The following is a 26,527-nucleotide window of genomic DNA, read 5'->3' as shown; positions in this document are numbered from 1 at the left end:
GGCAAAGCAGTATCGAATAGACCATTATTATTTACCCTGCTGAACATAAGAATAGGCTTCGTGATACACCTTTTTGTCTTCCATCTGGCCCCAAAGGCTGAATTTGAACCTGTTCAGGACCACTACCGCCAGATCGAGTTGAGTCCCCACGCCTGCGCGGATTTTACCTCGGCAGCGCCACCTTTGCTGTAGAGGTGCAGCGTGCGTTCACCGTCTGACATGAAAAACCGGCTTGCCAGTACGGTTTCCCCGTCATTACCAAACACTTCGACCATTGATCGGTCCAGAAAGACCCGGATCCCAACCTCGCCACTGTCCAGTGTCATCGGCCCCTGATGCACGGCATTAAAGTCCGGGTGGGTAAACTGTCGATTGGCCGCCCGCCGATCAACGAACAGCGCCCCCTCTTCTACTGAATAGCCAATGATCAGGGTTTCACCCTCTTCTGATTCGAGGCGAATGCCGACCTCATCAGCCGAATCGACGGAAAATCGTGCCGAGACTTCTGCAACACGGGCATCTGGCGATTCGCCATCGAGGGTGGTCGATTCATCATTCAGTGCAATATCGGCCAGGCTCGTGTAGCGCGATTCATCGCGTAGACTCTGCACTTCCTCAGCGGGAGTCTGAACAAGCTGAACCTCGCCATTGATGGTTTTCAGACCCAATTCACGCGCAAGACTCATGCTGCCTCGCCAATCACCGGTAGGAAGGGCACCGGCGTAACGCCAGTTATTGGCCCAGCCAATGGCGATACGACGTTCATTTGGCATATTGTCAAAGGTCATGGGCGCATAAAAGTCCGGGCCATGATCCATCCAGAGCGTCGTCGCTTCCGGCTCAAAAGCTTCGTCAGAAAACCAGATGTGGTCGACATTGATGTGACCCCAGCCCCCGGTATTGTTATCGACGATCGTCAAGTGGGCGCTCTCGCCGCGGTATTCGCTGACATCAAAGGACTGCCAAACAAGGCGCTCGGCATCATCACCGGTTGCGGATGCGACCCGTTGGTCACCGACATACAGATTAAAGGTGGTCTCGTCGTCTTCGGTTGCCGGATGGTGGCCGCCGCCAATCAGAAAATGAAGGTGGTCCGCGTCGACAATAAAGCTATCCGAGGTCAGAGTACCGGTGCTGGTATCACCGTTTCGGTAGGAGTTGACCAGATACTGCCCCTCGTAGCCGGATACCGTCTGTTGGTCCGGCAGAGTTCCCTCGGCCGGCGATGAACCGAAAGCCTCACCGGTGGCAGTCCACTTTGCATAGCCGCTCTCGAAGTCATCAAAGAGCTCTCCATTTTGGGCTTCAACCGCCGCACCCGGGGTATTGTCGGCCATAAAGGTGGTGCCATCAAAGTCACCCACAAAGTACTGCACGCCCGAACCACCGTTGGGTGCGCCACCGTCACCGACACTGAGCAACAGGACCCACTTGGTGTTGTTTTCATCGCCGTCGACCGGCAGCGGAAACAGGTCCGGCATTTCCCAGAGACCTTCCGCGGCGTTGACCGGCCCAAAGGTGCTGGCCCGCTCCCAATCGATCAGATTGGTGGATTCATAAATCGCGACTTTGCGTTCAACCGACAGGCTTACCAGCATCACCCACTTTTGAGTGTCACCATCAGTGTAGGGAATCACTTTGGGGTCACGGAAGTCGGCGGAACCGATATCGATCAACGGGTTGCCTTCATGTCGGGTCCAGGTGTTTCCACCGTCGGTGCTGTAAGCCAGGGACTGAGCCTGGATCAACTGATTCGGGTAGTCTGGCGAACCTTTCGGGTAGTGGCTGGTGTAATACGCCAGCATGGCATCCTCGCCAAAACCGGCAACATTCTGCTTATCCACCACAGCTGAACCGGAAAAAATCATTTCGGTCAGGTCTTCGGCGCGTGTGGCCTGGCTGGGCTGGTATGACAGCGCAAGATCCTGCTCGTCCCAGCGCACCAGATCGGTACTGGTCGCATGCCCCCAGGACATGAAACCCCAACCTGTTCCGTTGGGATTGTACTGGTAAAACATATGGTAAGTGCCGTCGGCGTACACCAGCCCGTTCGGGTCATTCAGCCAGTTCTCTTTCGGTGAGAACCGGTTCTGATTCCGGTCCGGCTCCTGGTAGTGCTGGCCTGACGGATTGGGCTCGGCGCTTGAACTCGAACCGGAGCTGGAACGGCTCGAACCAGAATCCTGACCGTTGCCTCCCCCGCCGCACGCCACCAGAACCAGACAGCTAACTACCAAGGAGATCAAGCCCACCCGCTCACTAAGCTTGTTCACATTATTTATCCTCTATTATGTTGTGATTCTCAAAGACCTTCGCCCCGGACACACAACTGACGCTGCACCCATCACCAGGCTGTTGCACTAACTTACATCACTATTATTTAATTATCAATTATTCTCTCACACAATAAAACAATATTATTTATTCTTTATAATCATCATGTTACGAGTGATAATTTATCCTATTTATTATTCACAAACTATTATTTAGTGTATTTATCAGAAGAATATGGTGCCAACCCTTCGATTTGAGGCGCAACCAAAGTCACATAAACGTGCCCTTCTGTCCGGTGCTGCCAGAATGGCCCGCCGGAGCCCTCTCCCCCTACTCCCACATGGGCCGGACCTGTATAATCCGGCTTGTTTTTTCACTCTCTGGCTGGATATCAATTTCATGGGCTTTAACTGCGGCATCGTTGGCTTGCCCAACGTCGGTAAATCCACTCTGTTCAACGCACTGACCAAAGCGGGCATCGGGGCCGAAAACTTCCCTTTCTGCACCATCGAGCCCAATGCGGGCGTGGTCATGGTGCCCGACCCCCGTCAGGACAAGCTGGCCGAGATCGTCAAGCCGGAAAAGACGGTGCCCACCACCATGGAGTTTGTGGACATCGCCGGCCTGGTCGCGGGCGCCTCCAAAGGCGAGGGACTGGGGAACAAGTTTCTCGCCAATATCCGCGAGACCGATGCCATCGCCCACGTGGTGCGCTGCTTCGAGGACGAGAATGTGATCCACGTGGAGAATGTTATCGACCCGGCCGCCGACATTGACGTGATCAATACCGAACTGGCGCTGGCCGACCTGGAGAGCGTGGACAAGGCCATTCAGCGCTATGCCAAGGCCGCCAAAGGCCAGGACAAGCACGCCATGGCCATGAAGGTGCTGCTCGAGCAGATTCAGCCGCACCTGGACGAAGCCAAGCCCCTGCGCTCCTTCGGCCTGGACCCGGAGCAGACGGCACTTCTGCGCGAACTGAACCTCCTGACGCTCAAACCCACCATGTACATCGCCAACGTGGACGAAGAGGGGTTCGAGAACAATCCGCACCTGGAGAAGGTCAAGGCCATCGCTGCCGAAGAAAATGCTGTGGTGGTGCCCATCTGCAACAAGCTGGAGGCCGAAATCGCCGAACTGGACGAGGACGAGAAAACCGAGTTTCTGGCCGAGATGGGCATGGACGAGCCCGGCCTGAACCGGGTCATCCGCGCCGGCTACGAGTTGCTCGGCCTGCACACCTACTTCACCGCCGGACCCAAAGAGGTGCGCGCCTGGACCATCCCCGTCGGATCCACCGCACCGCAGGCCGCAGGCAAGATCCACACCGACTTCGAAAAAGGGTTCATCCGCGCCGAAGTGGTGGGTTACGACGACTATGTTGCCTATAAAGGTGAATTAGGCGCCAAGGACGCCGGCAAGTGGCGCCTGGAGGGGAAGGAGTATGTGGTAAAAGACGGTGACGTGGTCCACTTCCGATTTAATGTGTAATTGCCCCTTAAAGGCTTGACTTTATAGGGCCGGATAGGGAAAATACGCGACCTCAAGTGGCTAGGTAGCTCAGCTGGTTAGAGCACAGCATTCATAATGCTGGGGTCGGCGGTTCAAGTCCGCCCCTAGCTACCACTTTCGAAAAAGTCCGCAACGGCCGTTGCGGGCTTTTTTTATGCCCGTCTTTACACGGCTTTGCCTTGACTTTTACCCTCGCCGGACACATGTTTCATAGTAGGGAGTGACGAAATTCACCCCACGAGCCGCGGGGAACTGATGGCGGCTCCCCGGAGTCACTACCTGTGAACGACCCGACCCCAGTGGCGGTCGGGCCTGCGCCGACCAACAACAATCATGGAGTATCTATGAATATACATATGTCCGGTCACCACGTGGATATCACCGACGGCATTCGCGAGGCCGTAGACAGCAAATTTGCCAAAGTTCAAAGCCACTATCCCGATCTGGGAGACCTCTCCATGGCCCTGACCGTCGAGCGTCACGTCCAGGCAGTGGAGGTCACCACCCAATTCAAAGGCGCTCCTGTCGCCGTACACGCCGAAGCACAGGACCTTTACGCCGCCATTGCCGATGCAGCCAAGAAACTGGATGCGGCGCTCGCCAAGCGCAAGGGTTCGACCAAGTCACACCGCCACAGCAAACCCGAGCTGGTGGACAACCCGGACGAAGAAGCGATTCGCTAGAATTCCGGAGGACTCATAAAGAAAAAGGCGCGGCCCCCTCGGGCCGCGCCTGCACCATTATCGTGCCAAATAGGGAGAGACATTCCCTGGGAGAGTTCCGGCGCCAAACACGCCGGAGAGAAAACCTGCCCCATGGTGGGAGTCATGGATAGTCTGGAGCAGGATTTGCTCAGAACACCTTTCTCCGGCTTTAGTAGCCCGGATTCTGCTGGTACGCACCACCACTGAGGTTGATCTGCTGTTGCGGGATCGGCATGTACTCGTGCTTACCGGCCGTGAACTCCGCATCCGTCAGGTACTCTTTGCGCGTTTCTTCAACGGCCAGGTACTGATCCAGCGTCTCTTTGGCAACGCCCCAGCGAACCAGGTCAAAGAACCGGTGCCCTTCCAACCCCAACTCCAGTCGACGCTCCCAGCGCAGCGCCTGGCGAGCCTCATCCTGGTCGGCGAAGTCACTGTAGGTGCCAATATTGTAGATACTGAAGTTGTTGCCCAGACGGCCGGTGCTGCCGGCCGCACGCTGGCGGATCCGGTTAATGATCGGTAGGGCTTCATCTTCACGATTCAGCTCGATCAACGCTTCGGCTTTGAACAGCAAAACATCGGCGTACCGCATCAGGATGGTGTTCTTCGAGAACACGGTAAATGGACCATTCTGCATGCGGCACTCGCAATCCGGATGCTCCAACTCCTTCATGGACACAAAGTTACCGTAGGTGGCGGCGTTACGTGCCCAGGAATCTCCATCCTCGATGATCAGATCTTCATCGTACTTGAAAGGCTTGTCTTCCATCGCGACGGTGTGATCCAGACGGGGGTCGACCATATCCGACGACGCATCGTAGTTCGCATCGTTAAAGCTATCAAACAGCGGCAACCCATCGGCGCCGGTCTTGAAGGCGTTGACGAAGTTTTCAGTGGGCACATGGAAGCCACAGCAGCCGAAACCACCGGCCATCGGCGTATTCAGTGCCACTCCCCAGGAGCCACGGCCATCAGGAGTCCCGTCTTCGCGAGAGCGCTGAATCTCAAAAACCGATTCACGGTTGTTTTCAAACTCCCACAGGAAGTTTTCGGCAAAGTCATTGACCAATCCGTAATGACCATTTACTTCAATATCGTCTACGAGGGCGACGACCTCTTCCAGCTTATCGGTATTGACACTGGTTACCTGGTGATTTTCATCCTGCACGTAGGCCTGATACAACAGCGTCTTGGCGAGATACGCCCGGGCCGCATCGCGATCAGCCCGGCCTACCTGCGCCTGGTCCTGCGGCAGCGGCAGGTTCTCCACCCCATAGCGGAAATCCGCCGCGATCTTGTCCCACAGTTCCTGCGATGTAAGGTCGACGTTGCTGGCGTTCTCAACCTCCTCCGGCGTCATGGTTTCGTCAATCCACGGAATCTGGTCGTAATGGATTTTCAGGTCGAAATAGAACACGCCGCGGATAAACCGAAGCTCGGCCTGACGAGCGGCCTTGTTTGGGTAGACATCCTCCCCGACATCATTCATCACCTGAAGCGCCGAGTTGGCACGGGAGATACCGGTGAAATCACGCACCCACTTCTTGTTGTTCAGATCGATAAAGTCTGGCGGAAAGGACTCACCGTCAGCCACCAGAGGCTCGTACAGAGACAAGGCGTGATACGCGAAGATATCCGCCGCACCGTTACCACCCTTGTGAGCATCCCCCGCACGCAGGTTGCCGGTGGGCCACAAGTACATGGGGGCGGTATAGTGATCGTTGCCCAGGTAGGAATACGCCGAAGTCACCAACGCATCCAGGTTGTCGACGGTTTTTACCTGATCTTCACTCAGAGCCGATTTCGGCTCCACTTCCAGAGAGTCGCTGCCGCAAGCCGTAATGGCAAAGGCCACTACCGCTGACAGTGCTAACTTATAAGTCTTATTCATGATGTTAACCTCAATAAGTTCAATATTTGAATTCGTTGCGTGGTCCCGGCTCAGAAGGTGACATTCATACCTATATTGATGCTGCGGGGAATCGGGAAAGTGGCTCCCGGCGTCTCCGGATCCTGAGCCAGAGTGCCGTCCGGGGTGATGGTCAGCAGATTCTGCCCCTGAATATAGAAGCGACCTGTGCTGGCACCCATGGCACCCCAAAAACCATCCGAGGGTGAGTATCCCACTGAGAGATCACGCAACTTGAGGTAGGACGCATCTTCCCAGAAGAATGTGGAAGATCGAGCCTCATTGTTGTTGTCGACCAGCGTCAGCGCCGGCACGTTGCTGTCGGCATTTTCCGGACTCCAGCCCCCCAGAACACGATCGCCATAGTTGGAGCCGGCGTTGAGAGAGGTGAAATCGGTAAAGAAGCGCCAATGGTTGCGAATCTGCCCCCCGTGGACACCTTGCCAGAACATATTGAAATCCCAGTTTTCGTATCCGAGCTTGAAGTTCACGCCATAGAGCAGATCCGGATCGGAGGTGGTGAAGAAAGTCTGATCCGCTTCGGTGATTTGGCCATCGCCATCCAGATCGGTATAGCGAATTCGGCCAGGCGCGGCGCCGCTCTGTTCGGCATGAGCGTCAACTTCGTCCTGGCTCTGGAAAAGACCGTCATCGACATAGCCGTATACGGCATTGATGGACTGACCCAGAATGGTTTTTTCACGCCCGTCACCCGGAAAGGAGTTGACGACATCCTCAGGAAGCGAGATCACCTCGTTTTCCGCCGAGGAGACGTTACCGCTGATTTCGTAGTGAAACACGCCGAAACGGTCGATTTCGAAGTCATTGGCGTAGTTCAACACCAGCTCGAAACCGGAGTTTTCAATGGTACCGCCGTTGACGATACGGGATGCCCCTTCACCCTCCGTTGCCAGGGGCTGGGTGCGCGTCAGGATGTCTTCTGTGGTTTTTTCAAACCAGTCCAGTGAGCCCCAGAAGCTGCCATCGAACATTTCAAAGTCGATACCCACGTTGGTCTGAGTCGACGTCTCCCACTTGAGATCCGGGTTACCGATCTGAACCCGGGCAAAGCCGGAGGGCAGGTTCCCGGTATCCGCACCACTCAGGTCGTAAGCCGTACCTTCATCTTGCTGGGTGGTAAACAGCGATGTCGTAGCGTAACGACTCTCGTAAATGGTAGAGGTCGCCCGGGTATCAATCTCCTGGTTACCGTTTTCACCCCAGCTGGCACGCAGCTTCAACTCATCAATGAAATCCACATCAAAGAAGGCTTCATCAGAAACAAACCAGCCCGCCGAAACGGCCGGGAAGGTACCGTAGCGGTTGTTTTCACCAAAACGGGACGACCCATCGCGTCGTACCGTAACAGACGCCAGGTAGCGCCCCTCAAAATCATAGTCGGCCTGGGTGAAGTAGGATTGCATGTTCCAGGCATCGCCCGAGCCGTTCACTTCCGTTCCGGATGTGCCCTGAGACAGGAAGGCAAAATCGCGATCGTCAGACGCGTACCCTTGATTGCTACCGGAGAAGCCTTCGGTTTCGAAATCAACCGTTTCCGTACCCACCAGAACTTTCAGGAAATGACCGCCGTCAAAGTCCCAGCTCTGCTCGGCGGTGTTGGTCCACACCAGTGTTTCGTTCCAGTTATGCATGGTACTCAACTGGTCTTCAAAGTTGAGATTACCCGCCTGAAAGGCGCGCGTGTAGTCACGATAATAGAATTGCCCGTAATCTACCCCCACGTTGGAGCGCAGGATAAGATCATCCAGTGGACGGTATTCAACGTAGGCGTTACCGACCACCCGATTGTAGGTATTTTCATTGTCCTTGTTCATTTCAATCAGGCGCACCGGATTGTCCCGGTCGGTGATACCCGCGGCCGGACCACCCCACCCCATACCGTCCTCTGTGCGAATGGGCACAATGGACTGCTGCTCGATGGCCAGATTGAGAGCCCCTTCGGCCAGGTCGTTAACCTTGTTGGACACCTGATTGGTAAAGGTGAAGTTCTCGCCGATAGTCAGATCGCCTTCAAGAAAATCCAGGCTGGAGTTCACCCGGAAGGCCAAGCGTTCAAACTCGGATTCATCCACAACACCCTGGGCATTGTAGTAACCAAAGGAGGCATACACATTGGAGCGGTCAGAGGAATTTCCCATGGATACGTGCAGATCGCTCACCTTCGCGGTTCGGGTTACCTCGTCGAACCAATTGGTGTTCGCCGGCCGCATCGTCTGCGCCGAGTCCAGATACTCCGGCAGCCGGATTTCACTCAGCTCGGGATCACCAAAATCCCCGTTCCAGTCGTATGCATACAGAGGGCTGGCGTTGTTGGGATCTCTACCATCATTGACGGCCGCCTGAAATACAGCACGGGCCCGCTGTTGTGTGGTCAAGGGGTCTAGGTCGTAAGAGTAATCCTGATACGACTGATTGAGCTTCACCTGAACGCCCTCTGCGTCCGAACCTTTCTTGGTGGTTATCACGATGACGCCGTTGGCGGCCCGGGCACCGTAGACACTGCCGGTCGCCGCATCACGCAACACCTGAATGGAAGCAATATCATTGGGGTTCAGTTCGTGCATGCCTTTTGTGGTTGGCACGCCGTCAATTACATATAGCGGATCATTAAAGCCCAGCCCGCCGATGCCCTGCCCCCGAATGCGCACGCGCGAGGTTGGGTTGGGGTTGCCGTTTGAGCTGATCTGGACACCTGGCAAGCGCCCCTGCAGGTTCTGCATGATGTTGCCGGAGGGCAGATCCTGGACGTCGTCCAGGTCTACCGCGTTCACGGCACCAAGCAGCTTCTTTTCCTCAGTCGTGCTATAGCCGACAACCACGACCTCTTCAATTGCCTGCATGGAAGAGTCGTCGTCGGGCTGAGCGTAGGCCAGCCCCGGGGTTATGGCACACGCCAGTGCGCTCAATGTAAATAGTGACTTGTTCATAGAGTGAATCCTCTTATTTATTGTAGAAGCCTGGTCTTGGTAATGGGGCTGATGGCAAACGATTGCGGATCGCTCAACTCAAATGGCTGAGGCGGCTGTGGCATAAATCTGGAGGCCAGCCTCGCACCGCCCCAGAGCGGCCCGGCTGCCCATCTAATGTCATTGTCGACAGTCATTGCTTTTCCTCGCTGCTCTCTCCACCTGATCCCTTTGCTAAATAGCTCAGGGTTATCGGAGGATTGTTCGTTATATTTTCAGCTTATCAAACCGGAAAAACCTCGCTTTTCTGGCCTGGACTTTCTAAATTACAGAATGATTTACACTATTTCAACTATTTTATTAACCTTGTGTTAATTATCTTTTCTAGACGACACACTCGTTTAGCGGCCTAAAATAGTATAATTGGCAATTAAATCAACATTGACAGTTATATTTAACCGTGATTTACTTAATCGGAATGGCCACTGCCAAACTCAGCAAACCTAATAAGAGCGAGAATCAACGTGAAGTCACTACCCTGTCTGTTTGGAGGCATAGAAGCCGGCGGCACCAAATTCAACTGTGTTCTGGGCCGGTCTCCAGCAGAAATCCTGGAGCGCGCCAGCTTTCCAACGACCCACCCCGAGGAAACCCTCGGAGCCGCCATCCGCTTTTTTGAGCAAGCCCAGGCCCGGCACGGAGCCATTGCCTCCCTCGGCGTGGCCTGCTTTGGCCCGGTGGACCTGACCCTGGACTCGCCTACCTACGGCTTCATTACCGATACCCCCAAGCCCCATTGGTCGAATACCGATGTGGTGGGCACCCTGTCCGGGGCGCTCGGGGTGCGCGTCGCTTTTGACACTGACGTCAATGGGTCAGCACTCGGGGAAGGCAGTCTCGGCGCGGCACAAGGGCTGGATGACTATGTGTATGTCACCATCGGTACCGGCGTGGGCGCCGGCATTGTCGTCAACGGGCAGCCGGTCAAGGGCGCCATGCATCCTGAGGTGGGTCATATGCTCCTGCCCCACGACCGGCAGCGTGACCCCTTCCCCGGTGCCTGCCCCTTTCATGGCGATTGCCTGGAGGGCCTGGCGGCCGGTCCGGCCATTGAAAAGCGCTGGGGACGGAAGGCCGACACCCTGCCCGAGGAGCATGAGGCCTGGGACATTCAGGCCGACTACCTGGCGGCGCTGTGCTGGAACCTGACTGTAAGCTACTCGCCCCAGCGCATCATCCTGGGCGGAGGTGTGATGAAGCAGGACCACCTCTTCCCACGTATTCGCGAGCGCTTCCGACAGCACATCAACGGCTACCCCTGCGGGGAGGCTGCGGAGTGCCCGCAGGACTATATTGTGGGGCCCATGCTCGGCGGCCACGCGGGAGAGGCTGGCGCGTTGCTGATGGCAGAGGCGATTGCATAGCCAGGGAGATCCACATTGGCAGGATAGCGAGCCAAATCGCTCATTGAGTCTTACACTTAACTGAAAAGCCATCTCCATGGCCTCAAACGATCACAAACAATAATGGAAACAATCCAAGCGAGGTAGTAACCATGAACCATTCACCGGGGGCCGCACCGCCCCGTTCTCACCGAGTTGTTATTTTCAGCACCATCGTGGCCGCCCTGGGTGGCCTGCTGTTCGGGTTCGATACCGCCGTCATTTCCGGCACCACCGTCGCTCTGGAGCGGGAGTTCGAGCTCACCAGCAACGGGCTCGGCTTTACCGTTGCCATCGCCCTGATTGGCACCGTGATCGGCGCTCTGTCGGTCGGTAAGCCAGCCGACTGGCTGGGACGAAAACGCTCCCTGATGGTCATTGCCGTCATGTATTTTGTTTCCGCGCTCGGGAGCGCACTGGCCACGCTCTGGGGCGAATTTCTGGTCTACCGGCTCATCGGCGGCCTTGCCGTCGGCGCTGCCTCGGTGGTGGCTCCCATGTACATTGCGGAGATTTCCCCGGCGGCCATGCGTGGCCGACTGGTGGCCATCAACCAGCTGAACGTGGTGGGCGGCATCCTGCTGGCGTTTTTCTCCAACTACGTTATCGGCCTATCCATCGATTCAGCCGCCGCCTGGCGCTGGATGCTGGGCATTGAAATGGTGCCGGCGGCCCTGTTTTTCGTTCTGCTGTTCCTGATTCCGTTCAGCCCCCGCTGGCTGGTCAAGAAAGGACGGACAAATGAAGCCCGTGATGTGCTGATCAAAATGGGAGAACCCGATGTCGATCAGGAGCTGGCGGACATTGAGCGCTCACTGATTGATGACGACAATGGCGCCTCCGACCGACTGTTTCAGCGCAAATACATGTTTCCGATCTTCTGCGCCTGGGCCATTGCCATGTTCAATCAGCTCTCCGGCATCAACGCCCTGATGTACTACGCGCCGCGCATTTTCGAGAGCGCCGGCTTCAGTACCGAAGCGTCTTTGCTGCAGGCGGTCCTGGTGGGCGGCACCAACTTTCTGTTCACCGTCATCGCCCTGTTTTTCATTGACAAGCTGGGCCGCCGGCCACTGTTGTTCATCGGCTCCATCGGTACCGCCGCCTCCCTTTTTCTGGTCAGCTTTCAATTCATGGCCGATGACATCTCCGGCAACCTGGTGCTCTTCGGCCTTCTGGGCTTTATCGCGGCCTTCGCCATATCCCAGGGCGCTGTGATCTGGGTGTTCATTTCCGAAATCTTCCCCAATCGCGTGCGCGCCAAGGGCCAGGCGTTTGGCAGCTTTACCCACTGGTTCATGGCCGCCGCCGTCTCCTGGCTGTTTCCGGTATTTGCGGAGATCAGCGGTGGCGCGGTGTTCATCTTCTTTGGGTTGATGATGGTGCTTCAGCTGATTTTCGTCTGGAAAATCATGCCGGAAACCAAGGGAACGTCTCTGGAGAGCCTGGAATACACACTGCACGTGCACGACGACGAATTACCGACCAAAAACAATGCCGCATCCTAACGAGGTGAACCATGAATAAAACATTTTCCCTGTCATTGACATCGGCGCTGGCCTTGGCCGTCGCCGGCTGCAATGGCAACAAGCCCGACTCGTCAGAGTCAGTTTCCCAAGCGCAGCCCGGCCAGACTCCGTCATACCAGGAACTGTATCGGCCCCAGTTTCACTTTACGCCCGAAAAGAACTGGATGAACGACCCCAACGGTCTGGTGTACCACGACGGTGAGTATCACATGTTCTACCAGTACAACCCTCACGGCGACAAATGGGGGCACATGAGCTGGGGTCACGCGATCAGCAAAGACCTGGTGCATTGGGAAGAGCAGAAAGTGGCCATTCCCGAAGACGAGGAGTATATGATTTTCTCGGGCAGCGCCGTGGTGGATCACCAGAACACCTCCGGCTTTGGCACCGAGGACAATCCACCCATGGTGGCCATTTACACCGGCCATAAACAGGAACCGGAGAAAGGGCAGAACCAGCAGCTGGCCTACAGCCTGGACAACGGCCGTAGCTGGACCAAGTATGAGGGCAACCCGGTGCTGGATGAGGGGATGGAGAACTTCCGTGACCCGAAAGTCATCTGGCATGAGGAGAGCGAGCAGTGGATCATGGTGGTGGCACTGTCCAATGACTACAAAATTGCTTTTTACAGCTCGCCCAATCTGAAGGACTGGACTTTTCTGAGTCATTTCGAATCCCCGGGATCAGAGCTGGGCATCTGGGAGTGCCCCGACCTGTTTGCCCTGCCCATCGACGGCGAAGACGGCAACCGCAAATGGGTGCTGGAGGTGGACCTGGGCGCAGGTGAAGAAGGCTCCGTGGCCGGCGGTTCCGGTGGCCTCTACTTTGTGGGCGAGTTTGACGGAAAGCAGTTCATTCCCGATGAAGACGCCATGCCCGAGAGTGAATCCGGTCCGCATCAGTGGGTGGATTACGGCAAAGACTTTTACGCCGCCGTCTCCTGGTCCGATGTTCCCGAAGAAGACGGCCGCCGCATCTGGGTGGGCTGGATGAACAACTGGCAGTATGCTCAGGAGCTGCCTACCTCACCCTGGCGCAGCTCCCAGAGCATTCCCCGCACTCTGGAGCTGTCGAGCCACGAAGGCGGCTTGAAGATGGTCCAGGAGCCAGTAGAAGAACTGCAGACTCTGCGCGGCGACCAGCAATCGTTGAGCGACCTGACCGTTTCCAATGAGACCCGCTCACTGGAAGACTGGAACATTCAGGGCAAGAGCCTGGAGATGAAAGTGACGTTCACCCCGGGTGATGCAGAAGCAGTCGGCCTGAACCTGCGCACAGGAAACGGTGAGAAGACCGTCCTGCGTTATGACGTCAGCGATGAAACCCTGGCCCTGGATCGTGCCCAATCCGGACAGGTGGACTTCCATGAAGACTTCCCGGGCGTACATGTCGCGCCATTGCCGCTGGACAACGGCCAGGTGGAGCTGCACATATTTATCGACTGGTCGTCCGTGGAAGTATTCGCACACGATGGCATAGTTGCCATCAGCGACAAGATCTTCCCGCAGCCGGACAGCGAAGGCGTAGAAGTGTTTGTTGAGGGGGGCAGCGCCACCTTCGATCGCATTGAGGCCTGGCCGCTGAAGTCTATCTGGTAAGCCAGACGTTTTCGGGCCCGCACAAAAAAGCCCCGGCAATCGCCGGGGCTTTTTTGTGCGATCAACTTTGTACGATCAACACGATTTATATCATGCGCCGTTCCGGCACGCTGCCTTTCAGCAATACGGTTTTGTCCGCTCCGAACGAAGAGTAGAACGGCAGAATACCACCGCCCACCGCAATCGCCTCCGGGCCCAGTTGCCCCGGAATGATCGCCGGCACAAAGATATCCTTGGCGGCCATGGCGGTCAAGCGGCGCTCCACCATCGCCACCAGCTCTTCAATGATAAAACGCGGCAGGTTGGCATCAATCACGATGGCCTTCAGGTCCAGAATACTGATGGCAGACATGAAGGCGTATACCAGCGCGTCCGCGCAGTCATCCATCCATTCCTGCACAAAAATTCGTGCCTTATCAATATGCTCGGGCAACTCGCCGATGTGGCTGATGGGGATGCCCTTGTCATTGAGGTAGCGCCGCAGGGTCAGCAGGGAGGCGCGCTGGGTCAGCAGGTCAAACCCGCCTTTGGACGGTTGCGTTCCGAACAGTTCCGAGTGCGGCACCGGCATGGACGCAAGCTCGGCGGTATTGCCGTGAACGCCCGGCTCCAGGTTGCTGTGCAACACCAGACCGCCCCCGATAAAAGCGCCAATATTCACATACAGAAAATCGGAGATGTCGCGCCCCACCCCCAGCTGCAACTCGGCGATTGCCGCGGCCGCACCATCGTTCTCGAAAAAGATGGGGAGATCCGTGCACTTGGCAATTTCTTCGCTGAGGTTGATATCCCGCCAGCGGGCGGACAGATCGCTCGCCATTTCCAGGTCGTTGGGCCAGGCGCCCAGGAACCAGGGCATGGCCACCCCCACACCCCGCAGCTTTTTCTGCGCGGACCGGTCCAGGGTGGCGCAAAGCTGGGGTAACAGCTCGCCGATCTGTTCCAGAATATAGTCGGGGTCGGGTTGATCGAACTCGCGCTTGAAGTTGGTCAGCATCCTGCCGGTAAAATCGAGTAACAGCAGCTCCAGGTCCCGCCGACCGATTTTGATCCCGACCGAATAGGCTCCGGCCGCATTCAGGGTATAGAGGGTAGAGGGCTGACCCAGCCCACCCAACCGACGGCCTTCGCGCACGACCAGCTCGGCCTGTTCCAGATCATCCACAATGCGCGTGACCGCCTGGGGCGTGAGATTGGTGGCGCGTGCCAGGTCGGATTTGGAGGCGGTCCGGAATTTGCGCAGGTAGGTGAGCATGACCCGCTCGTTGTAACGACGCAGTCCACTGGAGTTGCTGCCCTGACTCATTGGAATATCCCCGGGGTAATCGCTGACCGAAATCGGGCGGCCCCTCGGAATGTCTTTATGTCCGGGCCGCCCACATAGATAAACCAAGTTTACCAAGGTAACGACCCTGATGACCAGAGCCGCACCAGTTCTGGGCTGCTAAATATCCAGCAAAGTCACTAATTCCGGCCAATTGCGCTCCCCGGGCTACTCAACCCACACGGGGTAGTAATCATACTCACAGTAATTGGAGTCCAGATCACACACCTCCAGGAAGGTGTAGAGCTTTTGCGGTAGGGTGTGAATCTGCAGACTGATGTCCGTTACCTGCTCATCCAGACCACAGGCCATGGTCAGATCCGGGTAGTACTGACACAACCGGATCGCCTCCTGGTCGCAGGAAAGCCCTTCCCCACAGATTTCGGTGTAGATTTCCTGGCTGTCTTGAATGGAGGCCCGGTCGTTCACTCGGACACTGATCTGGTAGTCCTCCAGACTGTTCACCCGCCAATCCACCTCGAACAGCCCCGCGTCGTAGTAGGGGTCAAACGTCAGTGGTTCGCCCGGGTCCAGTGCCGTATCAACACCGTAGGTGTCAATGATATGAAACGCTTTCAGGGCGGGCACAAAGTCGCGCCCCGTATCGCGCTCCTCGGCATGGTGGACGTACACCCGGCTCTCGTCACAACCGATCAAGACCAGAGCCAGCAGGGGCAGAGCTAGTTTGAGTAAATGGTTCATGGGCATCACCTCACTTGTCCAGGTGCTTTCAGACTAGCGCGCTCCATCTGAATCGAACCTGAACGAATGCCCCCTGTTTAACCCAAGGCTTACATCAACCCCATCGCGCCCTCGGTCAGCAGTTTGACCCCGGCCACAAACAGGAGGCCGTAACAACTCCAGTAAAACCATTTGTCCGATACCCGGCGGTGAAGGTACACCCCCAGAAACACCCCCAGAGGGGCGAAGGGCAACAGAATCAGGGCTGTGGTGAGATTGCCGATATTCAACTGGCCAAACCAGGCGTAGGGCAACAACTTGGTATAGTTCACCACGCTGAAAAACAGCACCGTGGTCCCCACAAAGGCGCTTTTGGGCAGATGCTGAGGCAGAAGGTAAATGGCAATCGGCGGGCCACCGGCATGGGCGATATAGCTGACGTAGCCCGACACCCCACTCCAGAAGCCGCCGCGCCAGTGACTGCGGCCCTGGGGTTTGAGCCGTTGCAGCAGGTATTTGCCCCAGAGATAGTGGCCCACGAAGTAGAGAGCCATGAGCCCGATCATCAGGCGCATCATGTCGGCGCTCATGTACTGAAAGGTGAGCGCCCCGCCCACCAGCCCCAGCATGGCCCAGGGCAGCATGATCCGGAGGTTGGCTTTGTCCCAGTGCCCGCGAAAGCTCCAGAGGCTGACCAGATCCATGGTACAGAGAATCGGCAAGAGGATACCGGCGGCCACGCGCGGGTCGACCATCAACGCCAGCGCCGGCACGGCCAGCGTTCCCAGCCCCCCGCCAAATCCACCCTTGGAAAGGCCCACCAGTAATACCACCGGAATGGCCAGCAGGTAGAACGCCCAGCCTTCAATCATCGTGCCGCCTCGTCGGAATCCATCAAAAGGCGGCTATTGTAGCAGCGCTAGTTCTTTTTGCCGGGCTTGTCTGACTTTCCGGACGAATCGGTCTTGTCCTTGTGCGCCCCCGGCCCCTCCCGGTCCAGCCGATCGAGTTCTTTCTGGTAAGCTTCCAGCTCCTCCCAGTCAAACGGGGTTCCGACATTCATATGCTCGGGGTGTTTGGCCCGCTCCTTCGCCTGAGCCTCCAGAGAGTGGTCCTCTTCGCTTGGCTGATCGTCTTTGGCGCGGTCTTTCTGCTGTTGCTCGTAGCGCTTGAGAAATTCCGATGCTTTCATCGCTCGTCACCTCGCTGATCCCATATCAAATTCAACTCCTAATCCGGTATCATTGGGCTTAAAGTCAGAGGAGTCAACGTCTATGCAACTGTTTGGCAGCTTCACATCACCCTTTGTTCGCCACTGCCGTATTGTCCTGCTGGAAACCGGCACCGCCTGTGAATTTGTCGAGAGCGATGCGCAAACCAGCGCCCGGCAGTCTCCGGCCCAGAAACTCCCCTTCCTGAAGGACGGCGAGTTGCTGCTGACCGATTCCACTTCGATCATCCGGCACCTCCGGGAGCATGCCGTGCAGGGTTTCTTCCCCGATATCGAGGACTACGACCGGTTCTGCCTGGCGAACACCCTGCTGGATGCGGCCGTCAACCTGTTCATGCTGGAGAAAGACGGCATCACCCCGGAGCAGAGCCCCTACCTGCAGCGCCAGCGCAACCGGATCGACACCTGTCTGGAAGCGCTGGCGCAATGCCCGCTCTCGGACCACCCGCCCTACAACGACTTCGAGCTTCGCCTGGGGTGCGTACTGGCCTGGTCGCGTTTCCGTCAGCGCTTTGAGTTCAGCCAGCACCCGGCGCTGACCCGGTTCCTCGAACAGATGGACCAATACGATCACTTCAAACACACGGCTCCGCCCAGCAGTTGATCCAGATGGCCACTCCGGTGGTAGAATCTGACGCCACCGACGTTCACGTTGGCCCTACCATCGATCGGGACGCATTATCACCATGAGCCAGAACCGCCAGGATCCACCCCCGGGCCGGGCCAAAGCCCCGACCCTGATCGACGTCGCCAAAGTGGCGGGGGTATCCCCCATTACCGTCTCGCGCGCCCTCAACCAGCCGGAGATGGTGTCCGACAAGGCTCGGGCGAAGGTCACGGCGGCTGTGGAAAAAACCGGCTACCTGCCCAATATGCTGGCGGGCAGCCTGGCCACCCAAACCAGCCGGCTGGTGGCCCTGATCGTCCCCACCGTGGCCAACCCCATTTTTGCCGAAACCGTGCGCGCCATCACCGAGACCCTGGAGCGCGCAGGCTATCAGACGCTACTGGGGATCTCCGGCTACTCCGACCAGCAGGAGCAGGACCTGCTGGAAGCGATTCTGTGCCGGCGGCCCGACGGTATCATTCTTACGGGACTGCAGCACTCGGAGATCAGCCGCACCCGCCTGAAAGCGGCCGCCACGCCCATTGTCGAGACCTGGGATCTGGGCGAGGATCCCCTGGACGCCCTGGTCGGGTTCTCCCACTACGATGTCGGGCGGGCCGTGGGCCGCTATCTGCTGGAGAAGGGACGCCGGCGCTTTGCCGCCGTATCCGCCGACGACCGGCGGGCCGACAGCCGTCTGGCCGGATTTACCGACGCGCTCTCAGAGGCGGGCGCCACCCCTGTGGCCACCCGCCGCCTGGCCACCCCCGCCAAATTCAGCCGGGGTCGACAGGCGTTTGCCGAGTTGCTCGACGAGGGGATCGAATGCGACGCGGTCTATTGCAGCTCGGACACCCTGGCCCACGGGGTCATGACCGAGGCCCGCTACCGGGGGATCGATATCCCCCATCGCCTGGCCGTCATCGGCTTCGGCGACCTGGACTTTGCCGCCCACACTCTGCCCACCCTGACCTCCGTCCAGATCAATGGCGCCGAGATCGGCTTACGGGCGGCCCGGCACCTGATCGCCGCCATGTCCGGGACCTCCACCTCCCCGGATCCGGTCCGGATTGACCTGGGTTTCAGCATTATCGAACGCGACAGCGCCTGAACCGACGATTGCATGCGTCTGGCCCAGGATGCTTGCAATTCACTAATGATTGCGCAATCATGTGGCGCATTGGTCGATCAGAACCATCGATAAATAACAAAGCCACAAGCGTGAGAGCAACCCATGAGTCAACCCAAACGCACCCCGGAAGAGCTGCGCAGCCACCGCTGGTACGGTGTCAAAGATCTGCGCTCCTTCGGCCACCGTTCGCGTACCGCCCAGATGGGGTTCACCCGCGAGGATTACGCCGGCAAGCCGGTGATTGCCATCGTCAACACCTGGAGCGACATCAACCCCTGCCACACCCACTTCAAGCAGCGGGTGGAAGAGGTCAAGCGCGGGGTCTGGCAGGCCGGGGGCTTCCCGGTGGAACTACCCGCCTCCACCCTGTCCGAGCCCTTCCAGAAACCCACGGCCATGCTCTATCGCAATATGCTGGCAATGGAAACCGAAGAGCTGCTGCGCGCCTACCCGGCCGACGGCGTGGTGCTGATGGGCGGCTGCGACAAAACCACCCCGGCGCTGATCATGGGCGCCATCTCCGCCAACCTGCCCGCCATTTTTGTGCCCGCCGGACCCATGTTGCGCGGTAGCTGGCAGGGCAAGACCCTGGGCAGCGGCTCGGACACCTGGAAGTACTGGGCCGAGCTGCGCGCCGGCAACATTACCGAGGAAGACTGGCAGGGCGTGGAGAGCGGCATTGCCCGCTCCGCCGGCCACTGCATGACCATGGGCACCGCCTCCACCATGACCAGCGTGGCGGAAACCCTGGGCCTGTGCCTGACCGGTGCTGCCTCCATTCCAGCGCCGGATTCGCGCCACTCCCAGATGGCCTGCAGCACCGGACGACGCATTGTGGACATGGTCTGGGAGGATCTGACCCCGAAGGACATTCTCACCGAAACCGCCTTCGACAACGCCATCAAGGTAGCCCTGGCCCTGTCCGGCTCCACCAACTCGATCGTGCACATCATCGCCATGGCCCGCCGCGCCGGTTTCCCCCTGACCCTGGACCGGTTTGACGAGTTGGCCCGGCACACCCCGGTGATCGCCAACCTGCGCCCCGCCGGCGCCTACCTGATGGAGGATTTCTATTACGCCGGTGGCCTGCCGGCACTGCAGGAGGTCATGAAATCCCTGCTGGATCTGGATCAGCGCACCGTGACCGGCCAGACTCTGGGTGAAAACATTGCCGGCGCCCGGGTGTTCAACGACGACGTCATCCGCTCCCTCGACAACGCCCTGTCCGAGCGGGATGGCATTGCCGTGCTGCGCGGCAATCTCGCGCCCGACGGCGCGGTGATCAAGCCACCGGCGGCCGAGCCGCACCTGCTGGTGCACACTGGCCCGGCGGTGGTGTTTGAAAACCACCAGGAGATGAGTGAGCGCATCGACGACCCGGCGCTGGAGATCGACGAGCACTCCATCATCGTGCTCAAAAGCGCCGGCCCCCAGGGCGCCCCGGGCATGCCCGAGTGGGGCCAGTTGCCCATTCCGAAAAAGCTGCTGGAAAAAGGCGTGCGCGACATGTTGCGCATTTCCGATGCACGCATGAGCGGCACCAGTTACGGTGCCTGCGTCTTGCACGTGGCCCCCGAGTCCCATGTGGGCGGCCCCCTGGCCTTTGTACAGACCGGTGATCTGATCGAGCTGAACGTGCCCGAGCGCAAACTCAATGTGCTGATCGACGAGGACGAAATGGCCCGTCGACGCGCCAGCTGGAAAGCACCGGAGCCCAAATTCAGCCGCGGCTGGGGCGCGCTCTACCAGTCCCACGTCAGCCAGGCCAACGAGGGCTGCGACTTCGACTTCCTGGAAACCATTCCGGTGACCGACATCACCGACCAGGAACCCGATATTCACTGACGCCGCGAGGCCAGCCGAACCGCGACCGGACACCCGGCCACGCGCGACACAAAAAACACGAGAGAAGCATTATGTACGAAGCCATTCGCACCGCCCTGAACGGCATCTCCGGGGTCCATATCACCCCCTATGACACCACCGGCGAGGTGGACCGCCCACTGCTGCACAAAGTGGTCGATCGCATTGCCAGCGCCGGCATTCACAACATCGTCACCGGAGGCAACACAGGCGAGTTTTACGCTCAGGATCTGGAGGAAGTCGTGCTCGGCTACCAGGTTGCGGTCGAGGCCAACGCCGGGCGCGCCAAAGTGACCGCCGGCGTCGGCCGCAGCGGTCGGGAGGCCATCCGCCTGGCAAAAGCCGCGCAAGAGGCCGGTGCCGATGCCCTGATGATCCACCAGCCACCGGACCCTTTCTGCTCGCCCCGACTGGTGATCGACTATATTCAACAGATCGCGGACAGTACCGACCTGCCCATCATCGCCTATGCCCGCAGCCCGGGCCTGGAACCGGCCCATTTTGCCAGGCTGGCGGAAATCGAGCAGGTGGTTGCGGTCAAATACGCGGTACCCGACCCGGTTCGGCTGAGCGAGTGCATTCGCGCCACCCGGGGCACGCCGCTGCAGTGGTTGTGCGGTCTGGCAGAAAGCTGGGCGCTACCCTTCTACGCCTGCGGCGCCCGGGGTTTCACTTCGGGGCTGGTGAATGTGAATCCCGAGTTGTCATTGGCGATTCACGCGGCGCTGGAGCGCGAGGCGATGGGCGAGGCCCGCAAGCTGATGGAGGGCATTACGGAGTTTGAGAAGATGCGCACCTTTGAATCCAATGGCGCGAACGTAACAGTGGTGAAAGAGGCGATGCAGATTCAGGGTTGGCCCGTGGGGCCGACACGCGCGCCCGGCGTGACTGAGTTGAGTGATTCACAACGCAGTGCATTGAGGGAGATATTGAAGGGTTGGTGAAGTTGCGGCAGTATTTGGATTGGTACTTCGAACAGAACGCATCGGGAAATAGCCCCAGGGTTGCGGCGGATGCGCTTACAGCTTATCCGCCCTACAGGTAGCACAGCAGTATCTGTAGGGCGGATAAGCCTAAGGCGCATCCGCCGCCTCATAAGTTGTGGTAAAAAAGGTGCCAGCTCCCGAAACGATACGATGCTGCCGCAGCAGTCTATCCGAAGTACCAAACCAAAAAACGAAACATAAAACACATAACAACCAAACAGGTGAGAGACTATGCGACGGTTTATCGACCGCTGCTTGATGATATTGGTCCTGGTGATGATCGCGGGGCCACTGCAGGCAGCCGACCCCTACCCGGCCGAGCTGGTGAAAATCTATGTACCGTCCTCCCCGGGCGGATCCACCGATGCCATTGCCCGGGTGTTTGCCAAACACTTCGAACAACAGACCGGCCGCTCCGTGGCCATCGTCAACCAGACCGGGGGCGGGGGTGTCATTGCCGCCCACTCCGTGGCGCGGTCCAAGCCCAACGGCGGCACCCTGCTGCTCTACCACACCGCCCTGCACGTCTCCCATGCGCTCGGGCGTTCACCCTATCAGTACAAAGACTTTACTCCATTGGCCACGCTCAGCATGGTCAACGACGTCTACGCCGTGCGGGCTGATGCGCCCTATAAAACCCTGAAAGAAGTGCTCGACTATACTCGCGAGCACGAAGGCAAGATTACCGTGGGCTCCCAGTTTGGTGCCACCACCCAGATCAAGGGCCAGGCGCTGACCCAGTTGTATCCCGAAGGCTTTCGGGTGGTGGACTCGGGCAGTGAATCCAAACGGATTACCGCCCTGCTGGGTGAAAAGGTGGACCTGATCAGCATGAGCGTCGCCAGTGCACTGCAGTTCGAGCGCAATGGCGATGTGCGCATTCTCGGGGTCATGAACAACACCCCGGACCCTTTCGCACCGGATTGGCCCACTGCCCCCAGCCAGGGAGTGCCCGCGCATCTGCCCCAGGTGTTTGCCGTCTACGGACCGGCGGATTTGCCCGCCGAAGTCATCGAACAGTTTGACGCGGTGATGGCGAAAATTCATCAGGACCCGACCTATCAGAAGGCGATCAAAAACGTACGCCAGAGTCCCGAATACCGGAATCACAAAGAGGCAGCCAGCTTTCTGGCTGACGAATACCGGTTCATCGAAAAAGTGGTGAACCCATGAGCCGGCCCTTCACTGAACGACTGAGCGCGGTGCCCACCGACCGCTGGTTTGGTCTTGCGACCATTGGCTGCTCCGGCCTGCTGTACAGCATCTACTGGCAGGACACCCTGAAGCCCACCCTGGGTGACCCGGGCCCCATGTTGTTGCCCGGTCTGATTGCGGTGCTTCTGACGTTGATGGGGTTGATTCTGCTGATCAAGCCTTCCGAGGATACCGGCCCGGAAGAGGAGGCGGACACCTCGGGAGAATTACGCCCCTGGCGCGGCGCTTTCTCTGTTGTGGCCGTTCTGGCTTACGCCTGGGTTCTGCCCAATCTCGGCTACGCCGTCAGTACCGCCGTGTTCTTTGCCCTGAGCACCTGGCTGCTCGGTCGGTTGACGTGGAAGGCCGGTGTGCAGTGTTGTGTCATCGCGGTGCTGGTCGCCCTCGCCACTCAGTATCTGCTGGCCTCGGTGCTCAATGTCAGCCTGCCCGAGGGCGAATGGCTCTACGCTTTGAAGGGAGTGTTTTATGATTGAGCTGTTCGCTGCCGGCGTCTGGGAGCTGTTACAACCCCAGGTGCTGATCGTTCTGTTTCTGGCCTGCATTGTCGGGCTGGTGATCGGTGCCCTGCCCGGGCTCAATGCCACCATGGCGGTGGCGATCATTCTGCCGCTGACCTTCAGCTTCAATGCCCATCTCGGGATGGCCACCCTGGTCGCGGTGTACATCGGCGGTATTTGTGGCGGACTGGTATCAGCCATCCTGCTGCGGATTCCGGGCACGCCTTCATCAGTGGCCACTACCTTTGACGGCTATCCGCTCGCCCAACAGGGGCAAGCGGTCAAAGCTCTCGGAACGGCGATGCTCGCCTCTTACGCCGGGGGGATGCTCAGTCTGCTCGTGCTGGTGATGTTTGCGCCTCTGGTGGCTCGCCTGGCGATCAATTTCGGCCCCGCCGAATATTTTGCATTGTCGGTCATGGCGTTGACCATGGTGGCCGCCCTGGCGGGCAAGAGTCTGGTCAAGGGCGCGATTACCGCGCTGTTGGGCATGGCCTTCAGTATGGTGGGTATGGCGCCCATCGATGGCACACCGCGCTTTACCTTTGGAGAAATCAATCTCTGGGCCGGCATCGGTCTGGTGCCGTTCATGATCGGCCTGTTTGCCATCTCCCAGGTACTGCGCGAACTGTTTCGGGAAACGCCGCGCCCCAAAGTGGACATGTCCATCAAAGGCGTGGGCGTGACCCTCGCAGAAATCAGACGCAATATCGTCAATGTGTTTCGCTCCTCCGGCATTGGTGTGGGCATCGGTGTGCTGCCGGGAATCGGCGGCGCCGCCTCGAACATGATCGCCTACGCCACGGCCCGCCAGAGCTCAAAGAATCCGGACAGTTTTGGCAAGGGCAATGTCGATGGCGTATGGGCCTCCGAGTCGGCGGGCAATGCCAGCATTGGCGGCGCCCTGCTTCCACTGATCACATTGGGGATTCCCGGCGACGGGGTTACCGCCATCATCATCGGCGGCTTCATGATTCACGGATTGCAGCCGGGGCCACTGTTGTTTACCGACAATCCCGATATCGTCGGCATCATCTACGCCGCTTTCTTTATCGCCTGCACGATTACGCTGCTGTTCCAACTGGCGACTCTGAGAATTTTCCCCCGGGTGCTGTTGATGCCGCGCCGGTTTCTCTTGCCCGCCATTACCGTACTGGCGGTGGTCGGCGCTTACGCGGCGGACAACAATCCGTTTGATATTGGCGTGATGCTGACCTTCGGTGTTCTGGGCTTTGTTCTGGAAAAATACCGTTACCCGCTCAGCCCCATGGTGCTCGGGTTTATTCTGGGCCCCATTCTCGAAACCAATCTGCGCCGGGCCCTGATGCTCACCGACGGTCAGGTGCTGCCCATGGTGACCCAGCCGGTCGCGGCCGGTTTTCTGGTGGTCGCTCTGGCCATTCTCATTATTTCTCTCATCCCACACATTCGTCGCAAACAGGTGTCAACATGAAACTGACAGGACAATCCATTATCGGTGCAACCCGGGTAACCGGACAGGGCGACGCCCTGCAGGCCATCGACCCGGCCAACAACAAGACGCTTGACCCGGTCTACTCCAGCGTTCAGACGCAGGACGCCGACCGTGCCTGCGAACTCGCCCGGCAGGCGTTCGGGCCCTATCGAAAAACCGATGCGGAGACTCGCGCGCGCTTTCTGGAGACCATTGCCGACAACATCATGGATCTGGGTGACGATCTGGTGGAGCGCGCCATGGCGGAAACCGGTCTCCCCCAGGCCCGCATCGAAGGCGAGCGCGGCCGCACAGTCAATCAACTGAAGCTCTTTGCCGGCGTCGTCCGCTCAGGCCGCTGGCTCGACCTGCACCTGGACCCGGCATTGCCCGAGCGGCAACCACCGCGGCCTGATCTGCGCTCGCGCTCGGTGCCTCTGGGCCCGGTAGCCGTGTTTGGCGCCAGCAACTTTCCTCTCGCCTTCTCCGTGGCCGGCGGCGATACCGCCTCGGCCCTGGCGGCGGGTTGTCCGGTCGTGGTCAAAGCCCACCCGGCCCACCCGGGCACTTCGGAGCTGGTGGGCACCGCCATTCAATCGGCCGTCGAAAGTTGCCAGCTGTCCGAGGGTGTTTTTTCTCTGTTGTTCGATGCCGGACACAAAATCGGGGCACACCTGGTCGCTCATCCGGCCATCAAGGCGGTGGGCTTTACCGGCTCGCGCTCGGGCGGTACCGCCCTGATGGCCATCGCCGCTCAGCGGCCACTTCCCATTCCCGTCTATGCGGAGATGAGCAGCATCAACCCGCTGTTCCTGCTCCCCGACGCCTTGGCCGACGGGCCGGAAACCCTGGCCGACAATTACGTCGATTCGCTGCAAATGGGCGCCGGCCAGTTCTGCACCAACCCCGGTTTACTGGTGGCGCAGAAAGGGCCGGAGCTGGACCGGTTTATCGAACAGGCGAAGAAGAAACTGTCGGGCTCCGGCTGCCAGACCATGCTCACGCCCGGCATCGCCCGCGCCTACCAGGCGAGTCTCAAGCAACTCAGCTCCGTCAAAGGAGTCACGACCCTTGTCCAGGCCCAAAAGCCTGAAGGAGATAATCAGTGCCAGGGCGCTTTGCTCAGTACCAGCGCGGACGATTTTCTGGACAGTCCTGAATTGCAGTCGGAAGTGTTTGGCGCAGCGGGCCTGCTGGTGGTCTGCGACCGGACCGATCAGATGCTCGACGTGATCGAGCAACTGGAAGGTCAGTTGACCGCCGGATTGCACCTGACCGATAAAGTGGATAAAACCCTGGCGCAGTCGTTGCTCGACGCGCTGGAACTCAAGGCGGGCCGCCTGCTGGTCAACGGTTTTCCCACGGGTGTTGAGGTCTGCGGCGCGATGGTGCACGGCGGGCCTTATCCGGCCACGGCGGATGGTCGCTCGACGTCGGTAGGCACCCGGGCCATCGAGCGCTTTTTGCGTCCGGTGTGTTATCAGAATGTGCCGGCGGCGTTGTTGCCAGCAGAGTTGCAGGATGGTGAGGCGGAAAAAATGCCACGAGTCGTGGATGGTGTTTTGCAGCTTGGTGAGTAGCGATTTCCAGGTTCTCGTTTCTTCCAGATCCGGCCCGCTTTTGAGTGAAATACTTGG

At 58.6% G+C, this 26,527-nt stretch carries 20 protein-coding genes and 1 tRNA gene; 14 read left to right on the top strand and 7 right to left on the bottom strand.

Translation table 11 applies throughout. The annotated features are described in order from the left end of the window. Positions 1-122 precede the first annotated feature (122 nt). Entirely contained in the window at positions 123-2,273 is a 2,151-nt protein-coding gene (locus AAE484_RS16045) for a glycoside hydrolase family 32 protein (RefSeq protein ID WP_341939443.1), read from the bottom strand. A gap of 400 nt (positions 2,274-2,673) precedes the next feature. On the opposite strand from AAE484_RS16045, the gene ychF reads away from it, so the two are divergent. From ychF to hpf, 3 genes are all read left to right on the top strand, one after another. Continuing rightward, a complete protein-coding gene (gene ychF / locus AAE484_RS16040) occupies positions 2,674-3,765 on the top strand; it encodes a redox-regulated ATPase YchF (RefSeq protein ID WP_341939442.1) in 1,092 nt (363 codons plus the stop codon). Positions 3,766-3,823: 58 nt separating this feature from the next. Continuing rightward, positions 3,824-3,900: transfer RNA gene (locus AAE484_RS16035), tRNA-Met, on the top strand. Between the two features lie 230 nt (positions 3,901-4,130). Further along, the gene (hpf, locus tag AAE484_RS16030; RefSeq protein WP_341939441.1) at positions 4,131-4,469 is read left to right on the top strand and encodes a ribosome hibernation-promoting factor, HPF/YfiA family; all 339 of its coding nucleotides are present in this window, start codon (positions 4,131-4,133) and stop codon (positions 4,467-4,469) included. A gap of 190 nt (positions 4,470-4,659) precedes the next feature. Here the strand turns inward: hpf and AAE484_RS16025 are convergent, their stop codons facing one another. Continuing rightward, positions 4,660-6,384: a RagB/SusD family nutrient uptake outer membrane protein gene (locus AAE484_RS16025; protein ID WP_341939440.1), complete on the bottom strand. Its 1,725-nt coding sequence runs from the start codon at positions 6,382-6,384 to the stop codon at positions 4,660-4,662. A gap of 50 nt (positions 6,385-6,434) precedes the next feature. Continuing rightward, positions 6,435-9,350 (bottom strand): SusC/RagA family TonB-linked outer membrane protein, encoded by a 2,916-nt coding sequence (locus tag AAE484_RS16020; RefSeq protein ID WP_341939439.1) that lies wholly within the window; start codon positions 9,348-9,350, stop codon positions 6,435-6,437. A 503-nt stretch (positions 9,351-9,853) separates the two neighbouring features. Here AAE484_RS16020 and AAE484_RS16015 point away from each other — a divergent pair. From AAE484_RS16015 to AAE484_RS16005, 3 genes are all read left to right on the top strand, one after another. Further along, positions 9,854-10,753, top strand: a complete 900-nt coding sequence (locus tag AAE484_RS16015) for an ROK family protein (RefSeq protein WP_341939438.1) — start codon at positions 9,854-9,856, stop codon at positions 10,751-10,753. Between the two features lie 131 nt (positions 10,754-10,884). After that, positions 10,885-12,279 carry a sugar porter family MFS transporter gene (locus tag AAE484_RS16010; protein ID WP_341939437.1) on the top strand — a complete coding sequence of 465 codons (1,395 nt, stop codon included), beginning with the start codon at positions 10,885-10,887 and terminating at the stop codon, positions 12,277-12,279. 11 nt (positions 12,280-12,290) lie between these two features. Further along, positions 12,291-13,898, top strand: coding sequence for a glycoside hydrolase family 32 protein (locus AAE484_RS16005; RefSeq protein WP_341939436.1), 1,608 nt, complete (start codon positions 12,291-12,293; stop codon positions 13,896-13,898). A gap of 85 nt (positions 13,899-13,983) precedes the next feature. Here the strand turns inward: AAE484_RS16005 and AAE484_RS16000 are convergent, their stop codons facing one another. From AAE484_RS16000 to AAE484_RS15985, 4 genes are all read right to left on the bottom strand, one after another. Further along, a complete protein-coding gene (locus tag AAE484_RS16000) occupies positions 13,984-15,204 on the bottom strand; it encodes an ROK family transcriptional regulator (RefSeq protein ID WP_341939435.1) in 1,221 nt (406 codons plus the stop codon). A gap of 186 nt (positions 15,205-15,390) precedes the next feature. Continuing rightward, positions 15,391-15,924, bottom strand: coding sequence for a hypothetical protein (locus AAE484_RS15995; RefSeq protein WP_341939434.1), 534 nt, complete (start codon positions 15,922-15,924; stop codon positions 15,391-15,393). Between the two features lie 89 nt (positions 15,925-16,013). Continuing rightward, complete coding sequence (locus AAE484_RS15990; protein WP_341939433.1) at positions 16,014-16,775, bottom strand: sulfite exporter TauE/SafE family protein; 762 nt, start codon at positions 16,773-16,775, stop codon at positions 16,014-16,016. A 47-nt stretch (positions 16,776-16,822) separates the two neighbouring features. After that, a complete protein-coding gene (locus AAE484_RS15985) occupies positions 16,823-17,095 on the bottom strand; it encodes a peptidase S14 (protein ID WP_341939432.1) in 273 nt (90 codons plus the stop codon). An 82-nt stretch (positions 17,096-17,177) separates the two neighbouring features. Between AAE484_RS15985 and AAE484_RS15980 the strand changes: the two genes are divergently transcribed. The 8 genes from AAE484_RS15980 to AAE484_RS15945 all read left to right on the top strand — a co-directional run bounded on the left by AAE484_RS15980 (position 17,178) and on the right by AAE484_RS15945 (position 26,470). Beyond that, positions 17,178-17,738 carry a glutathione S-transferase family protein gene (locus AAE484_RS15980; protein WP_341939431.1) on the top strand — a complete coding sequence of 187 codons (561 nt, stop codon included), beginning with the start codon at positions 17,178-17,180 and terminating at the stop codon, positions 17,736-17,738. Positions 17,739-17,820: 82 nt separating this feature from the next. Further along, positions 17,821-18,852 carry a LacI family DNA-binding transcriptional regulator gene (locus tag AAE484_RS15975; RefSeq protein ID WP_341939430.1) on the top strand — a complete coding sequence of 344 codons (1,032 nt, stop codon included), beginning with the start codon at positions 17,821-17,823 and terminating at the stop codon, positions 18,850-18,852. 123 nt (positions 18,853-18,975) lie between these two features. Next, positions 18,976-20,718 carry an L-arabinonate dehydratase gene (araD, locus tag AAE484_RS15970; RefSeq protein ID WP_341939429.1) on the top strand — a complete coding sequence of 581 codons (1,743 nt, stop codon included), beginning with the start codon at positions 18,976-18,978 and terminating at the stop codon, positions 20,716-20,718. A 71-nt stretch (positions 20,719-20,789) separates the two neighbouring features. After that, entirely contained in the window at positions 20,790-21,680 is an 891-nt protein-coding gene (locus AAE484_RS15965) for a dihydrodipicolinate synthase family protein (protein ID WP_341939428.1), read from the top strand. 273 nt (positions 21,681-21,953) lie between these two features. After that, positions 21,954-22,895 (top strand): tripartite tricarboxylate transporter substrate binding protein, encoded by a 942-nt coding sequence (locus AAE484_RS15960; protein WP_341939427.1) that lies wholly within the window; start codon positions 21,954-21,956, stop codon positions 22,893-22,895. Beyond that, the gene (locus AAE484_RS15955) at positions 22,892-23,413 is read left to right on the top strand and encodes a tripartite tricarboxylate transporter TctB family protein (RefSeq protein ID WP_341939426.1); all 522 of its coding nucleotides are present in this window, start codon (positions 22,892-22,894) and stop codon (positions 23,411-23,413) included. Before AAE484_RS15960 ends, AAE484_RS15955 begins: the two co-directional genes overlap by 4 nt. Next, positions 23,406-24,890: a tripartite tricarboxylate transporter permease gene (locus AAE484_RS15950; RefSeq protein ID WP_341939425.1), complete on the top strand. Its 1,485-nt coding sequence runs from the start codon at positions 23,406-23,408 to the stop codon at positions 24,888-24,890. Before AAE484_RS15955 ends, AAE484_RS15950 begins: the two co-directional genes overlap by 8 nt. Next, the gene (locus tag AAE484_RS15945; RefSeq protein ID WP_341939424.1) at positions 24,887-26,470 is read left to right on the top strand and encodes an aldehyde dehydrogenase (NADP(+)); all 1,584 of its coding nucleotides are present in this window, start codon (positions 24,887-24,889) and stop codon (positions 26,468-26,470) included. The genes AAE484_RS15950 and AAE484_RS15945 overlap by 4 nt, the downstream gene beginning before the upstream one ends. The last annotated feature ends 57 nt before the right edge of the window (positions 26,471-26,527 follow it).

The organism is Marinimicrobium sp. C2-29 (assembly GCF_038419845.1).
Taxonomy (GTDB): Bacteria; Pseudomonadota; Gammaproteobacteria; order Pseudomonadales; family Cellvibrionaceae; genus Marinimicrobium.
This window is presented reverse-complemented; position numbering and strand designations above follow the sequence as displayed.

What these genes read in the sequence shown, in the direction of transcription:
- AAE484_RS16005 (WP_341939436.1), top strand. Translation starts at nt 12,291, where the DNA reads ATGAATAAAACATTTTCCCTGTCATTGACATCGGCGCTGGCCTTGGCC.
- AAE484_RS15995 (WP_341939434.1), bottom strand. Translation starts at nt 15,924, where the DNA reads ATGAACCATTTACTCAAACTAGCTCTGCCCCTGCTGGCTCTGGTCTTG.
- AAE484_RS15960 (WP_341939427.1), top strand. Translation starts at nt 21,954, where the DNA reads ATGCGACGGTTTATCGACCGCTGCTTGATGATATTGGTCCTGGTGATG.
- AAE484_RS15955 (WP_341939426.1), top strand. Translation starts at nt 22,892, where the DNA reads ATGAGCCGGCCCTTCACTGAACGACTGAGCGCGGTGCCCACCGACCGC.
- AAE484_RS15990 (WP_341939433.1), bottom strand. Translation starts at nt 16,775, where the DNA reads ATGATTGAAGGCTGGGCGTTCTACCTGCTGGCCATTCCGGTGGTATTA.
- ychF (WP_341939442.1), top strand. Translation starts at nt 2,674, where the DNA reads ATGGGCTTTAACTGCGGCATCGTTGGCTTGCCCAACGTCGGTAAATCC.
- AAE484_RS15980 (WP_341939431.1), top strand. Translation starts at nt 17,178, where the DNA reads ATGCAACTGTTTGGCAGCTTCACATCACCCTTTGTTCGCCACTGCCGT.
- araD (WP_341939429.1), top strand. Translation starts at nt 18,976, where the DNA reads ATGAGTCAACCCAAACGCACCCCGGAAGAGCTGCGCAGCCACCGCTGG.
- AAE484_RS15975 (WP_341939430.1), top strand. Translation starts at nt 17,821, where the DNA reads ATGAGCCAGAACCGCCAGGATCCACCCCCGGGCCGGGCCAAAGCCCCG.
- AAE484_RS15945 (WP_341939424.1), top strand. Translation starts at nt 24,887, where the DNA reads ATGAAACTGACAGGACAATCCATTATCGGTGCAACCCGGGTAACCGGA.
- AAE484_RS15950 (WP_341939425.1), top strand. Translation starts at nt 23,406, where the DNA reads ATGATTGAGCTGTTCGCTGCCGGCGTCTGGGAGCTGTTACAACCCCAG.
- AAE484_RS16020 (WP_341939439.1), bottom strand. Translation starts at nt 9,350, where the DNA reads ATGAACAAGTCACTATTTACATTGAGCGCACTGGCGTGTGCCATAACC.
- AAE484_RS15985 (WP_341939432.1), bottom strand. Translation starts at nt 17,095, where the DNA reads ATGAAAGCATCGGAATTTCTCAAGCGCTACGAGCAACAGCAGAAAGAC.
- AAE484_RS16010 (WP_341939437.1), top strand. Translation starts at nt 10,885, where the DNA reads ATGAACCATTCACCGGGGGCCGCACCGCCCCGTTCTCACCGAGTTGTT.
- hpf (WP_341939441.1), top strand. Translation starts at nt 4,131, where the DNA reads ATGAATATACATATGTCCGGTCACCACGTGGATATCACCGACGGCATT.
- AAE484_RS16000 (WP_341939435.1), bottom strand. Translation starts at nt 15,204, where the DNA reads ATGAGTCAGGGCAGCAACTCCAGTGGACTGCGTCGTTACAACGAGCGG.
- AAE484_RS15965 (WP_341939428.1), top strand. Translation starts at nt 20,790, where the DNA reads ATGTACGAAGCCATTCGCACCGCCCTGAACGGCATCTCCGGGGTCCAT.
- AAE484_RS16025 (WP_341939440.1), bottom strand. Translation starts at nt 6,384, where the DNA reads ATGAATAAGACTTATAAGTTAGCACTGTCAGCGGTAGTGGCCTTTGCC.